The 12,825-nt window shown below is 66.4% G+C and carries 12 protein-coding genes; 4 read left to right on the top strand and 8 right to left on the bottom strand.

What is annotated here, in order from left to right:
* Positions 1-105 precede the first annotated feature (105 nt).
* Complete coding sequence (radA, locus tag ACFOMF_RS13200; RefSeq protein WP_386365556.1) at positions 106-1,464, top strand: DNA repair protein RadA; 1,359 nt, start codon at positions 106-108, stop codon at positions 1,462-1,464.
* 110 nt (positions 1,465-1,574) lie between these two features.
* Here radA and ACFOMF_RS13195 read toward each other — a convergent pair whose 3' ends face one another.
* Together ACFOMF_RS13195 and glyA are read right to left on the bottom strand one after the other, a co-directional pair.
* The gene (locus ACFOMF_RS13195) at positions 1,575-1,943 is read right to left on the bottom strand and encodes a PilZ domain-containing protein (RefSeq protein ID WP_386365554.1); all 369 of its coding nucleotides are present in this window, start codon (positions 1,941-1,943) and stop codon (positions 1,575-1,577) included.
* A 254-nt stretch (positions 1,944-2,197) separates the two neighbouring features.
* Complete coding sequence (gene glyA, locus ACFOMF_RS13190; RefSeq protein ID WP_386365552.1) at positions 2,198-3,451, bottom strand: serine hydroxymethyltransferase; 1,254 nt, start codon at positions 3,449-3,451, stop codon at positions 2,198-2,200.
* Positions 3,452-3,737: 286 nt separating this feature from the next.
* Here glyA and ettA point away from each other — a divergent pair, with 286 nt between their 5' ends.
* Positions 3,738-5,399, top strand: coding sequence for an energy-dependent translational throttle protein EttA (gene ettA, locus ACFOMF_RS13185; protein ID WP_386365550.1), 1,662 nt, complete (start codon positions 3,738-3,740; stop codon positions 5,397-5,399).
* Positions 5,400-5,489: 90 nt separating this feature from the next.
* Here the strand turns inward: ettA and ACFOMF_RS13180 are convergent, their stop codons facing one another.
* Positions 5,490-5,792 (bottom strand): DUF6156 family protein, encoded by a 303-nt coding sequence (locus ACFOMF_RS13180; RefSeq protein ID WP_386365548.1) that lies wholly within the window; start codon positions 5,790-5,792, stop codon positions 5,490-5,492.
* Positions 5,793-5,932: 140 nt separating this feature from the next.
* On the opposite strand from ACFOMF_RS13180, the gene ACFOMF_RS13175 reads away from it, so the two are divergent.
* Complete coding sequence (locus tag ACFOMF_RS13175) at positions 5,933-6,376, top strand: GNAT family N-acetyltransferase (RefSeq protein WP_386365546.1); 444 nt, start codon at positions 5,933-5,935, stop codon at positions 6,374-6,376.
* 12 nt (positions 6,377-6,388) lie between these two features.
* Here the strand turns inward: ACFOMF_RS13175 and ACFOMF_RS13170 are convergent, their stop codons facing one another.
* Positions 6,389-6,892 (bottom strand): gluconokinase, encoded by a 504-nt coding sequence (locus ACFOMF_RS13170; RefSeq protein WP_386365544.1) that lies wholly within the window; start codon positions 6,890-6,892, stop codon positions 6,389-6,391.
* Between the two features lie 93 nt (positions 6,893-6,985).
* Complete coding sequence (locus tag ACFOMF_RS13165; protein WP_386365542.1) at positions 6,986-7,762, bottom strand: ferredoxin--NADP reductase; 777 nt, start codon at positions 7,760-7,762, stop codon at positions 6,986-6,988.
* Between the two features lie 93 nt (positions 7,763-7,855).
* Between ACFOMF_RS13165 and ACFOMF_RS13160 the strand changes: the two genes are divergently transcribed.
* Positions 7,856-8,986: a methyltransferase gene (locus tag ACFOMF_RS13160; RefSeq protein ID WP_386365540.1), complete on the top strand. Its 1,131-nt coding sequence runs from the start codon at positions 7,856-7,858 to the stop codon at positions 8,984-8,986.
* Positions 8,987-9,152: 166 nt separating this feature from the next.
* Here ACFOMF_RS13160 and ACFOMF_RS13155 read toward each other — a convergent pair whose 3' ends face one another.
* From ACFOMF_RS13155 to ACFOMF_RS13145, 3 genes are read right to left on the bottom strand one after another with little or no spacing between them, the layout of a single operon-like run.
* The gene (locus tag ACFOMF_RS13155) at positions 9,153-11,354 is read right to left on the bottom strand and encodes a xanthine dehydrogenase family protein molybdopterin-binding subunit (RefSeq protein WP_386365538.1); all 2,202 of its coding nucleotides are present in this window, start codon (positions 11,352-11,354) and stop codon (positions 9,153-9,155) included.
* Positions 11,351-12,340 carry an FAD binding domain-containing protein gene (locus ACFOMF_RS13150; RefSeq protein WP_386365536.1) on the bottom strand — a complete coding sequence of 330 codons (990 nt, stop codon included), beginning with the start codon at positions 12,338-12,340 and terminating at the stop codon, positions 11,351-11,353. The genes ACFOMF_RS13155 and ACFOMF_RS13150 overlap by 4 nt, the downstream gene beginning before the upstream one ends.
* Positions 12,337-12,819, bottom strand: a complete 483-nt coding sequence (locus tag ACFOMF_RS13145; protein WP_386365534.1) for a (2Fe-2S)-binding protein — start codon at positions 12,817-12,819, stop codon at positions 12,337-12,339. Before ACFOMF_RS13145 ends, ACFOMF_RS13150 begins: the two co-directional genes overlap by 4 nt.
* Positions 12,820-12,825 lie beyond the last annotated feature (6 nt).

Raw genomic sequence — 12,825 nt, 5'->3', positions numbered from 1 at the left:
TCTACCGACCCGATTGACGCCCGCTTCGGCGCTGGACCTGCGTGGTGGCTGTCTCGCGCCACCCTAGCCGCTAAACTGGTCGCTCAACCTGAGCGGAGCTCCTCCATGGCCAAGGCCAAGCGCATGTATGGCTGCACCGAGTGCGGCGCCACCTTCCCCAAATGGGCCGGCCAGTGCGCGGATTGCGGCGCCTGGAACACGCTCGTCGAGACCCTGGTGGAAGGCGCCACGCCTTCCGGGCGCGCCGGCTGGGCCGGCGACCAGGCCAACCTGCGCACCCTGGCGGAAGTCAGCATCGAGGAAGTGCCCCGTTTCGCCACCGGCTCCAACGAGCTCGACCGGGTGCTCGGCGGCGGCCTGGTGGACGGCTCGGTGGTGCTCATCGGCGGCGATCCCGGCATCGGCAAATCCACCATCCTGCTGCAGACCCTGTGCAACCTTGCCAGTCACTACCCGGCGCTGTACGTCACCGGTGAAGAGTCCCAGCAGCAGGTCGCCATGCGCGCCCGGCGCCTGGATCTGCCGCAGGACAAACTCAAGGTGATGACCGAGACTTGCATCGAATCGATCATCGCCACCGCCCGCCGCGAACAGCCGAAAGTGATGGTGATCGACTCGATCCAGACCATCTTCACCGAACAGCTGCAATCGGCCCCGGGCGGTGTGGCCCAGGTCCGCGAGAGCGCCGCGCTGCTGGTGCGCTTCGCCAAGCAGAGCGGCACGGCGATCTTTCTGGTTGGCCACGTCACCAAGGAAGGCGCGCTCGCCGGCCCGCGCGTGCTTGAGCACATGGTAGACACGGTGCTCTACTTCGAGGGCGAATCCGATGGTCGCCTGCGCATGCTGCGGGCGGTGAAGAACCGCTTCGGCGCGATCAACGAGCTGGGCGTGTTCGGCATGACCGACAAGGGGCTGAAAGAGGTGTCGAACCCGTCCGCCATCTTTCTTACCCGGGCTCAGGAGTCGGTGCCGGGCAGCGTGGTGATGGCTACCTGGGAGGGCTCGCGGCCGATGCTGGTGGAGGTCCAGGCGCTGGTGGATACCAGTCATCTGTCCAACCCGCGGCGCGTGACCCTTGGGTTGGACCCCAATCGCCTGGCCATGCTGCTGGCGGTGCTGCACCGTCACGGCGGCATCCCCACCTACGATCAGGACGTGTTTCTCAACGTGGTGGGTGGAGTCAAGGTGCTGGAAACCGCCTCGGACCTGGCCTTGATGGCCGCGGTCATCTCCAGCCTGCGCGACCGCCCGTTGCCCCATGACCTTCTGGTGTTCGGTGAAGTCGGCCTGTCCGGCGAGGTCCGGCCGGTCCCCAGCGGCCAGGAACGCCTCAAGGAGGCCGCCAAACATGGTTTCAAGCGCGCCATCGTCCCCAGGGGCAACGCCCCGAAGGATAATCCGGCCGGACTGCAAGTCGTGGCGGTGACCCGGCTGGAGCAGGCGCTGGATGCATTGTTCGAGTAGATCAACGGCGCTGGCAGGTCGGATTACGCTGCGCTAATCCGACCTACGGCTCGGCCGTATCCTGCGGGGCGGGCTGGCCGAGGGCGTAACCCGACAACCTTGCTCGTGCATCAGCCTCCCAGCGCCGCCAGTTCGCGTTCGAGCAGCTGGGTATCGCCGATGTTGAGCTCCACCAGGCGCCGCAGGTGACTGATCGAGTCCAGGTCGATGTGTTGGCAGACCAGCCCGAGCTGGTCCTTCTTGACATGCGCCGGAGCCACCTCCATGTTCACCACGACCTCATGCGAAAGCCGGATGCGCGCCCAGAGCGGCTCTTGCTCTGACGCCTGCCAATCACTCGGCCGCGAGACCAGCAAGCCCTTGAGGGAGAGATCGTGAAGCTGGACTGGCCAGCTCCTCTCGCCCTGGGCCAGTTCGGTCTGGGCATCGAAGGCGATGCGCTGGAAACGACGGCGGTCTTCTTGTAATGCATCAGTCATTCGAGGGTCCTCCCGGTACGCTCGCCACTATAGCCGAGCCCGCCTGGCGCGCCCGGATTTTCCGTCAGATCCAGCGCCTGAGCCCTGCCCGATAGGCCTGGTATTCAGGGCCGAAGGGCTCGGCGAGCAGCCGCTCCGCGCGGCGGATCATAACCGCGCAGCGCGACGATGCCTGCCTTCTCCGTTCCGGCAGGCTCTGCAGCCAACAAAAAGCCCGCACGGGGCGGGCCTCTTGCAAGCCGGATGCGGTACCGTTACTTGCCGTACACCGGCAGCTTGGCGCAGATGGCCTGGACCTTTTCGCGCACGGCGTCGACCACGGACTCGTCGCCCATGTTGTCGAGGATGTCGCAGATCCAGCCGGCCAGCTCGCGGCACTCGGTCTCGCCGAAGCCACGGGTGGTGACTGCCGGGGTGCCGATGCGCAGGCCGGAGGTGACGAAGGGCGAGCGCGGATCGTTCGGCACCGAGTTCTTGTTCACGGTGATGAAGGCGCGACCCAGGGCGGCGTCCGCGTCCTTGCCGGTGATGTCCTGCTTGATCAGGCTGAGCAGGAACAGGTGGTTTTGCGTGCCGCCGGAGACCACGTCGAAACCGCGATCGATGAACACCTCGGCCATGGTCTGGGCGTTCTTCACCACCTGCTGCTGGTAGGCCTTGAAGTCGGGCTGCATGGCTTCCTTGAAGCACACCGCCTTGGCCGCGATCACATGCATCAGCGGGCCGCCCTGGCCGCCCGGGAAGACCGCGGAGTTCAGCTTCTTCTCGATCTCCTCGTTCTTGCGGGCGAGGATCAGGCCGCTGCGCGGGCCACGCAGGGTCTTGTGGGTGGTGGTGGTGACCACGTCGGCGAAGGGCACCGGGTTCGGGTAGACGCCAGCAGCGACCAGGCCGGCCACGTGGGCCATGTCGACGAACAAGTAGGCACCGACCTTGTCGGCGATCTCGCGGAAGCGGGCGAAATCCAGCACCTGGGAGTAGGCCGAGAAGCCGGCGATGATCATCTTCGGCTGATGCTCGACAGCCAGGCGCTCGACCTGGTCATAGTCGATAAGGCCGTCATCGTTGATGCCGTACTGCACCGCGTTGTAGATCTTGCCGGAGAAGTTGACGGAGGCGCCGTGGGTCAGGTGGCCGCCGTGGGCCAGGCTCATGCCGAGCACGGTGTCGCCGGGCTTGACCAGCGCCTGGAAGACCGCGCTGTTGGCCTGGGAACCGGCGTGCGGCTGGACGTTGGCGTAATCGGCGCCGAACAGCTCCTTGGCACGGTCGATGGCCAGTTGCTCGACGATGTCGACGAACTCGCAGCCGCCGTAGTAACGCTTGCCCGGATAGCCTTCGGCGTACTTGTTAGTCAGCACGCTGCCCTGGGCTTCCATCACTGCCGGGCTGGTGTAGTTTTCCGAAGCGATCAGTTCGATATGGTCTTCCTGACGCTTTTCTTCCTGCTGCATCGCGGCGAAGAGGTCGGCATCGAACTTGGCAAGGGTCAAATCACGGCTGAACATGGACGGTCACCTGGAGGAGCTGGCGGGAGAAAGCCCGATATTTTACCTCATCGACACGCCGCGCGATATGAAAGCGGGTCACGCCCAGGCGCGAAACGCTCATGGTCGTCCACTGCACGATGACTGGCGGCAAGCCCCGCCGCGCGCGCCCGAAGCCACCAAAGCCGGCGCTCGGACCTGTGCCCGGCGGTTTGCCCTGGCACCGGCAATCGGGTAGTTTTGCCGCGTTCTGGAGGCCTGCCCAGTTGCCTTCTCCACCCCCCTTCAAGTCAGGACATCCGTTCACATGGCTCAATACGTCTACAGCATGCATCGGGTCAGCAAGGTCGTGCCCCCGAAGCGCCAGATCCTCAAAGATATCTCCCTGTCGTTCTTTCCCGGCGCCAAGATCGGCGTGCTCGGCCTGAACGGCGCGGGCAAGTCCACCCTGCTGCGCATCATGGCCGGGGTCGACACCGAGATCGACGGCGAGGCGCGCCCAATGCCGGGTATCAAGGTGGGCTACCTGCCCCAGGAGCCTCAGCTCGACCCGGACAAGACCGTGCGCGAGATCGTCGAGGAGGCGGTGGGCGAGATCAAGCAGGCCCAGGCGCGGCTTGACGAGGTGTATGCCGCCTACGCCGAGCCGGATGCCGACTTCGACGCGCTGGCCGCCGAGCAGGCCAAGCTCGAAGCCATCCTGCAGGCCTCCGATGGGCACAACCTGGAGCGCCAGCTCGAAGTCGCCGCCGACGCGCTGCGCCTGCCTGGCTGGGACGAGAAGGTCGGCCACCTGTCCGGTGGCGAGAAACGCCGCGTGGCCCTCTGCCGCCTGCTGCTGTCGGCCCCCGACATGCTGCTGCTGGACGAACCGACCAACCACCTGGACGCCGACTCGGTGGCCTGGCTGGAACGCTTCCTCCACGACTTCCCCGGCACCGTGGTGGCGATCACCCACGACCGCTACTTCCTCGACAATGTCGCCGGCTGGATTCTCGAACTGGACCGCGGCATGGGCATCCCCTTCGAGGGCAACTACTCGCAGTGGCTCGAATCGAAAGCCGCTCGCCTGGCCCAGGAAGCCAAGGCCGAAGCGGCCCACACCAAGGCCATGAAGGCCGAGCTGGAATGGGTACGTCAGGGCGCCAAGGCACGGCAGTCCAAGTCCAAGGCCCGCCTGCAGCGCTTCGAGGAGATGCAGTCGCAGGAATTCCAGAAGCGCAGCGAGACCAACGAGATCTACATCCCGGCCGGCCCGCGTCTGGGCGACAAGGTCATCGACTTCAAGAACGTGACCAAGGGCTACGGCGATCGCGTGCTGGTCGAAAACCTCTCCTTCAGCGTGCCCAAGGGGGCCATCGTTGGCGTGATCGGCGGCAACGGGGCAGGCAAGTCCACCCTGCTGCGGATGATCACCAGCAAGGAGCAGCCCGATTCAGGCGAGATCGAACTGGGTGAAACCGTTCAGGTAGCCAGCGTCGACCAGAGCCGCGACAGCCTGGAAGGCAACAAGACGGTGTGGGAGCAGGTCTCCGACGGCTTCGACATGATCAAGGTCGGCAGCTACGAGGTGCCGTCGCGCGGCTATGTCGGGCGCTTCAACTTCAAGGGCGCCGACCAACAGAAGTTCGTCAAGGACCTCTCCGGCGGCGAGCGCGGTCGCCTGCACATGGCGCTGACCCTCAAGCAGGGCGGCAACGTGCTGCTGCTCGACGAACCCTCCAACGACCTCGACATCGAGACCCTGCGCGCCCTGGAAGAAGCCCTGCTGGACTTCCCCGGGTCGGCCATTGTGATCTCCCACGACCGTTGGTTCCTCGACCGCATCGCCACCCACATCCTCTCCTACGAGGACGACGGCGTGATCTTCTTCGAAGGCAACTACACCGAGTACGAAGCCGACCGCAAGAAGCGCCTCGGCGACGCCGCGGCCCAGCCGCACCGGGTCAAGTACAAGAAGCTCGCCTGACGGCCTGGGCCGGGGCTGGACGAAAAGACGCTTACGGATGCGCTTTTCGTCCAGCCTCCACCTCCAGCGCCCCTCCCGCCAGAAGCGCTTTCAGCGAAGCACGTTCCCAGCTTCATCGAACACCAGCACCGATGTCTCCCCATCCGCATCGGTGATTTGTGCCTGCCTGAGCGCCCCGCTGGGGTGGTAGCTGTAGACATGCTTCAGTTCCAGCTCGGCATAGACGATCTTCTCCAGCACCAGTAGCCGATCCTGTTCGTCGAATGCCCCGCGAAAGAAGGTGTTGCGGTTATCGAGACCGCCTTCGGGGATCTCGTTGACCAGTTTCAGCGGCAGGCGCACACCGCTGTAGGTGGTGAAATGGCGGATGGTGCCTGTCGCTGTGCTGCACATGGCCTTACTTCCTGAATGGCTATTGAGGCGCCGGCATGATCGCATGGCAGGTGGCGCCTCGACACGCCCGATGGGGCTATTCGTCACACTGAACGAGCGATACGCTAGGCGCCCGCCCTCCCTTGTGGGAAAACGCCACCATGGAAATAAGCCTTGCCGCCCCCGAGGACATTCCCGAGCTGATCGAGCTGCTGGCGCAGCTGTTCGCCCAGGAGACCGAATTCCAGCCCGACACCGAAGCGCAGCGACGCGGCCTGGCACGCATCATCGCCAATCCGGAGATCGGCTCGATTCTGGTGGGACGGCGCGAGGGCGTCGCGGTGGGCATGGTCAACCTGCTCTACACCGTGTCCACCGCGCTCGGCGAACCCGTGGCGGTGCTGGAGGACCTGGTGGTGTCGCTGCGCATGCGTGGCGCCGGGCTGGGTTCGCACCTGCTCGAAGCGGCGGTGGAGCATGCGCGCAGCCGCGGCTGCAAGCGCATCACCCTGCTGACCGACCGGGACAACGAAGCGGCCCAGCATTTCTATCTGCGCCACGGGTTCTACCTCTCAGGCATGGTGCCCATGCGCCTGTTGCTCTGACGGGCCAGCCGACTAGGAGTGCCGCTCGATATCCAGCGCACTGACAATGTGTTCGACGATCTGCTCCGGCGTCTGGCGGATATCGGCGATCAGCGCTTCATCGGCGGTTGGCGGTTCCAGCACGGCGAGCTGGTCGGCGAGCAGTTGCGGCGCGAAGAAATGCCCGCGACGGTGATTCAGCCGCTCGGCCAGCAGCTCGGCGGAGCCGGCCAGGTAGACCATGCACACCTCGGGCACGTTTTCCCGCAGCAGCTCGCGATACACCCGCTTGAGCGCCGAACAGGCGAAGATGTGGTCGCGCCCCTCTCGCTGCCGTTCTTTCATCGCCTGATGGATGGCCTCGAGCCAGGGCCAGCGGTCCTCGTCGGTCAGGGCGATACCCTGTGCCATGCGCGCCTTGTTTTCGGCCGAATGGAACCCGTCCGCGTCGGAAAAACCCCAGCCCAGGCGCGCGGCGAGGGCCTCGCCAATGGTGGTCTTGCCGCTGCCCGAGACGCCCATCACCAAGATGATCATCCTTACTCTCCTGCCGGCGGCGGCGCGTTTGCGACGCCGGGTGATTTAACTGTCGGTCCGCTCCGGCGCGGCGAAGTTCCAGACGCCGCCCGCCTACCAGTAGTTTTCCACCGCGACCTGGCCCGGCCGCCGGGTCAGTGCCAGGTTGAGGCCGCGGGCCTTCAGGAGCTGGCGGGTGTCCTCGATCATCTGCGGATTGCCGCAGAGCATGATGCGTGAGTGCTCAGGCTCAAGCTCGGCACCCGCCGCGCGCTCCAGCTCGCCGCTGCTGATCAGCGAGGTGATGCGCCCGTTGAGCGCGCCCGGCACCTGCTCGCGGGTGACCACGGGGATGTAATGCAGCTTGCGTCCAAGTTCCTCCAGGTAGTCGCGTTCGGGCAACTCGGCGATGAGCGACTGGTAGGCAAGCTCTCTGGCCTCGCGTGCGCTGTAGATCAGGAAGATGCGTTCGAAGCGCTCCCAGGCCTCGAAGCCCTGCAGGATCGAGAGAAAGGGCGCCAGTCCGGTCCCGGTGGCCAGCAGCCAGAGATCTCGGCCGTCGGCAAAGCGGTCCAGGGTCAGGAAGCCGAACGCCTGGCGATCCACCCGCAGTTCGGCGCCCGGCCGCAAGCGGGCCAGCTCGCCAGTAAACTCGCCGCCTGGCACCACGATGGAAAAGAACTCGAGAAAGTCGTCGTGCGGCGCCGACACCATCGAATAGGCCCGCCAGACAAGACTGCCGTCGGCCTTCTGCACCCCGAGACGGGCGAACTGCCCGGCAGTGAAGCGAAAGCCTGGATCGCGCGTGGTACGCAGGGTGAAAAGGCTGGAGGTCAGCGTATGCACCTCGAGCAATCGCTGGCAGGTGAACTTCTCGTCGCTGGCGGTCATACTTCGTGTCCCCTTGTCGCCGCGCCGGCCTTGCCGCCGGACGCTGATGATCTCGATACCTCATTCCGACGCCGCGGGCCACCGCCAGTTTCCATGCCCATTCTCGAAACGCCCTTTGCCCGCCTGGATCTGGTTCGTCATCCCGAACAGCCCAACGAGCCCTTGCAGGCCTTTGACGCCGCGGATGAGTACCTGCTCGACCACCTGCACGGCCTTGGCCTCGACCTCGGCCATGAGGTGCTGGTGTTGAATGATGGCTTCGGCGCCCTCGCCTGCTCCCTGGCCCGCCACGCCCGGGTGACCAGCAGCGGCGACTCGCACCTCGGCCATCTGGCCCTGCAGCGCAACCTGGCGCGCCACGAAATCGCCCCGGAGCAGGTGCGCTTCGTGCCTGCCAGCGAGGTGCCCGAGGGCCCCTTCGACCTGGTGCTGATCCGCATTCCCAAGACCCTGGCGCTGCTTGAAGAGCAACTGATCCGCCTGCATGGACGGCTGGCCGCCGGGGCCCGGGTGATCGCCGCGGGAATGGTCAAGCACCTGCCCCGTAGCGCGGGCGATCTGCTGGAGCGGCATATCGGCCCGGTGCAAGCCTCGCTGGCGGTGAAAAAGGCCCGCCTGCTGTCTGCCACGCCAGTGCCCAGGCCCGCCGTGGTGTCTCCCTACCCGACCCGTTACCGGCTGGAGCAACCGGCCATCGAACTGGTCAATCATGCCAATCTGTTCTGCCGGGAAGGGCTGGATATCGGCACCCGGGCCTTCGTGCCACATCTGCCAAAGGCCCTCGGCGCGTTGCGGGTGGGAGATCTGGGCTGCGGCAACGGCGTGCTGGGCATCGTCTACGCGCAGGGCAATCCACAGGCCGAGCTGACCCTGGTGGACGAGTCCTACATGGCGGTGCAGTCGGCGCGGGAAAACTGGCAGGCGGTCCATGGCGGGCGCCCGGCCGACATCCGCGCCGGCGATGGCTTCGCCGAGCAGCCCGCCGCATCGCTGGACCTGGTGCTGTGCAACCCGCCATTCCACCAGCAGCAGGTAGTCGGCGATTTCCTCGCCTGGCGCATGTTCCTGCAAGCCTATGCCGCGCTCACCCGGGGTGGCGAGCTGTGGATCGTCGGCAACCGCCACCTGGGTTACCACGCCAAGCTCAAGCGCCTGTTCGGCAATTGCGAACAGGTGGCGGCGACACCCAAGTTCGTGGTGCTCAAGGCCACCCGGCAGCGGTGAGCCGAGGCCCGGCGGCCGCTTCGCAGCGCCGCCGGCCTCCTGTCCGCGCGTCCGTGCTAGGGGCTGTTGCCATTTCGTTCGTGGCCGCGCCGGAGCCTGCGGAACGCCGCCCGACCTGGCGCCATTTGCCGCTGCAACGCGGCTCGCGACGAAACGGCAACAGACCCTAGAGCAGCTTGTCCAGGGTGATCGGCAGATCCCGGACCCGCGTGCCTGTCGCGTTGAAGATGGCATTGGCCACCGCCGCGGCGACCCCGACGATGCCGATCTCCCCGACGCCCTTGGAGCCCAGCGGGTTGACCACATCGTCCTGCTCTTCGACGAAGAACACCTCCATGTCCGGAATGTCCGCGTTGACCGGGATATGGTACTCGGACAGGTTGTGGTTCATGTAGCGCCCGAGGTTGTGGTCGATCAATGTCTCCTCGTGCAGCGCCTGACCGATGCCCCAGACCACGCCACCCATGATTTGGTTGGCCGCAGTCTTGGGATTGACCACCTTTCCGGCGGCAACGGCACTGACCACCCGGCTGACCCTGATGGTGCCCAGCGCCTCGTCCACGCGGACTTCGACGAAGACCGCCGAGTGGGTCGAGGTGGACCAGTCATCACGCGCCTCGCCGGCCTCGAAGCTGGCCTCGGCCTCCAGATGTCCCGCTACCTGCACCACCTGGCCGAGGGACGCGCGCGTCTGCGGGTTGCTGCGGACGAAGAGTTCGCCGCCGTCAAAGCCCACCTGCTCGAGGCCGAGCCCGGTGAAAGGCGAGGCCGGCGACTGCTGGGCCGCATCGAGGATTCGCTGCTGCAACAGCTCGCAAGCCTTGAGCACGGCGCTGCCAACCGAAGACACCGTCGCCGAACCACCGGAGAGCGGTGCCTGTGACAGGTTCGAGTCGCCCAGGCGAAACTCCACCTGCTCCATCGGCAGCCCCATGGCGTCGGCGGCGATCTGGGTCATCACCGTGTAGGTGCCGGTGCCCATGTCGGCGGTGGCGCTGCTGACCACCAGCCGCCCGTTTTCCTCGAGACAGGCCTTGGCGCTGGCCGGCATCACCATGGCTTCCCAGACACCGGTGGCCATGCCCATGCCGATCAGTTCCTGTCCGTCGCGCAGGCTGCGCGGCGCCGCGGCGCGGTCTGTCCAGCCAAAGCGCGCGGCGCCCTGGGCGTAGCACTCACGCAGCGCCTTGCTCGAATAGGGCTTGCCGGTATTGCCGTTCAGGTCGCTGTAGTTGCGCAGGCGTAACTCCAGCGGATCCACCCCGGCGGCATGGGCCAGCTCGTCCATGGCGCACTCCAGGGCGTAGACGCCAATGGTCGCTCCCGGCGCACGCATGTCCAGCGGCGTGTAGACGTCCAGCGGTGCCAGCCGGTAGCCCAACTGGACGTTGTCGCAGCGATAGAGCATGCCGGACCACTCCACCTCGTGCTCGGTGAAGTCCTCGAAGCGCGAGGTCTGGCCGATGGCATGGTGGGTGATGGCTTCCAGGCGCCCCTCGGCGGAAGCACCGAGCGCCAGTCGCTGCAGGGTTCGCGGACGGTAGCCGAAGGTGAACATCTGCTGGCGGCTGAGCACCACCCGCACCGAATGCTTGAGCTTGAGCGCCGCCATCACCGCCAGCGGCAACTGGTATTGCGGGCGCAGGCCAGAGCCAAAGGCGCCCCCTACATAGGGCGAGAGCACCCGCACCTGTCCTTTCAGGTCGAACACTTCTTCCAGGTAGCGCTGGCAATTCTGCACACCCTGGGTCTTGTCGTGCACCACCAGGCTGCCGTCCACCTGGTAGAACACGGTCGAGGCGTGCATCTCCATGGGGTTGTGGTGTTCGGCGGCCGTTTCGTACTGCGGCTCGAGGCGCACCGGGGCGTTGCGCAGGGCACTTTCGGCGTCCCCACGGGCCGGCGGCAGCTCGGCGGGCGCCTCGTGGGCCTCAGCCAGCACCAGCGAAAGATCGGTCTGGTGCTCGCCTTGCTCATAGTCGATACGGATGAGCGACCCGGCATAGCGCGCCAGTTCCTCGCTGTCGGCCACCACCAGTGCCAGCGGCTGGCCGCTGTAGAGTACCCGGTCGTTGTACAGCGGGCGGAACGGCGAGCCATCGGCGGCATCGGCGTCCTCATAAGGCTCGTCATACCCGGCGATCGGCGGCCGGTTGAGGTGGGTCAGCACCAGCCGGACACCCGGCAGGGATTCGGCGGGATGGGTGTCGAGGGTGCGGACCCGACCGCGCGCGATGGTACTGCTGATCACGCTGCCGTAGAGCATGCCCGGTTGATGGAATTCGGCGGCATAGCGTGCCTGGCCGGTAACCTTGAGCGGGCCGTCGACCCGGTCGAGCGGCTGGCCCAGCGGACGAGGGCTGTTCATCGCAGGTCTCCCCGGGTCGCGTTGAAGAGCGCACGAACCACCGCCCGGTGCGCCAGTTCCACCTTGAAGCCGTTGTGCGCCAGGGGCGTGGCGCCGTCCAGCAGCCGGTCGGCGGCCTCGGCGAATGCCTCCGCATCAGGCGCTCGGCCCACCAGCAGTTGCTCGGCCTCGGGCACCCGCCAGGGTTTGTGGGCCACGCCGCCCAGGGCGATTCGCGCGCCCAGGATCTTCTGGCCTTCGCCAAGCTCCAGCGCCGCTGCCACCGAGACCAGGGCGAAGGCGTAGGACGCCCGGTCGCGCAGCTTGAGGTAGTCACTGTGGGCGGCAAAGCCCGCAGGCGGCAGTTCGACGGCCAGGATCAGCTCGCCCGGCGCCAGGGTGTTGTCCAGCTCGGGATTTTCGCCCGGCAGGCGATGGAAGTCGGCGAAGGGCACGCACCGCTCGCCCGCCGGTCCCTGTACCCGCACCACCGCCTCCAGCGCGGCCAGCGCCACGCACATGTCGGACGGATGTACGGCGACGCAGGCCTCGCTGGCGCCAAGGATCGCGTGGATGCGGTTGAGCCCTTCGCGGGCCGGGCAGCCCGACCCGGGTTCGCGCTTGTTGCAGGGGGTGCCGGCGTCGTAGAAGTAGTAGCAGCGGGTGCGCTGCAGCAGATTGCCTCCGGTACTGGCCTTGTTGCGCAACTGCGGCGAGGCCCCGGCGAGAATGGCCCGTGAAAGCATCGGGTAATGCTGCCGGATCTGCGGATGCCAGGCCAGGTCTGCATTGCTCACCAGCGCGCCGATGCGCAGCCCGCCCTCGGCGGTATCCTCGACCTGGTGCAACGGCAGGCGATTGATATCGATCAGATGGGCCGGACGGGCGACGTTTTCCTGCATCAGGTCAAGCAGATTGGTGCCGCCGGCGATGAAGCGAGCGTCCGGTCCGAACAGGGCGATGGCTTCCTCGACCTGTGCAGGACGGCTGTAGTGAAAGGGAGTCATGGCTCTTCTCCGGAGGCGGGCAGGGCCTCTTCGATGGCGGCGAGGATGTTGGGATAGGCTCCACAGCGGCAGAGGTTGCCGCTCATCTGCTCACGGATCTCGTCGCGGCTGCCAGCATGCTTCTCGAGAGCCAGGCCGACCGCCGAGCAGATCTGCCCGGGCGTGCAATAGCCGCACTGGAAGGCGTCGTGGCGAACGAAGGCGGCCTGCATCGGATGAAGTTCGTCGCCTCTGGCCAGCCCCTCGATGGTGGTCAGCCGGCAGCCGTCGTGCATCACCGCCAGGGTCAGGCAGGCGTTGATTCGCTTGCCGTCGAGCAGCACGGTGCAGGCGCCGCACTGACCGTGGCCGCAGCCCTTCTTGGTGCCGGTCAGGCCGAGCCGGTCGCGTAGCAGATCGAGCAGCGTGACCCAGGGCTCGACCTCCAGCTGGCGGGACTGGCCATTGAGTTCAAGGGTGATCGCAAGGGTGTCGGGCATGACGGC

It is taken from the genome of Stutzerimonas tarimensis (assembly GCF_042648805.1).
GTDB lineage: Bacteria > Pseudomonadota > Gammaproteobacteria > Pseudomonadales > Pseudomonadaceae > Azomonas > Azomonas tarimensis.
Note: the sequence above shows the minus strand (reverse complement) of the source record. Positions and strands in the feature narration are given on the sequence as shown.

Bases quoted from the DNA above. Each gene is read 5' to 3' on its own strand.
- radA (WP_386365556.1), top strand. From the start codon at position 106: ATGGCCAAGGCCAAGCGCATGTATGGCTGCACCGAGTGCGGCGCCACC.
- ACFOMF_RS13195 (WP_386365554.1), bottom strand. From the start codon at position 1,943: ATGACTGATGCATTACAAGAAGACCGCCGTCGTTTCCAGCGCATCGCC.
- glyA (WP_386365552.1), bottom strand. From the start codon at position 3,451: ATGTTCAGCCGTGATTTGACCCTTGCCAAGTTCGATGCCGACCTCTTC.
- ettA (WP_386365550.1), top strand. From the start codon at position 3,738: ATGGCTCAATACGTCTACAGCATGCATCGGGTCAGCAAGGTCGTGCCC.
- ACFOMF_RS13180 (WP_386365548.1), bottom strand. From the start codon at position 5,792: ATGTGCAGCACAGCGACAGGCACCATCCGCCATTTCACCACCTACAGC.
- ACFOMF_RS13175 (WP_386365546.1), top strand. From the start codon at position 5,933: ATGGAAATAAGCCTTGCCGCCCCCGAGGACATTCCCGAGCTGATCGAG.
- ACFOMF_RS13170 (WP_386365544.1), bottom strand. From the start codon at position 6,892: ATGATCATCTTGGTGATGGGCGTCTCGGGCAGCGGCAAGACCACCATT.
- ACFOMF_RS13165 (WP_386365542.1), bottom strand. From the start codon at position 7,762: ATGACCGCCAGCGACGAGAAGTTCACCTGCCAGCGATTGCTCGAGGTG.
- ACFOMF_RS13160 (WP_386365540.1), top strand. From the start codon at position 7,856: ATGCCCATTCTCGAAACGCCCTTTGCCCGCCTGGATCTGGTTCGTCAT.
- ACFOMF_RS13155 (WP_386365538.1), bottom strand. From the start codon at position 11,354: ATGAACAGCCCTCGTCCGCTGGGCCAGCCGCTCGACCGGGTCGACGGC.
- ACFOMF_RS13150 (WP_386365536.1), bottom strand. From the start codon at position 12,340: ATGACTCCCTTTCACTACAGCCGTCCTGCACAGGTCGAGGAAGCCATC.
- ACFOMF_RS13145 (WP_386365534.1), bottom strand. From the start codon at position 12,819: ATGCCCGACACCCTTGCGATCACCCTTGAACTCAATGGCCAGTCCCGC.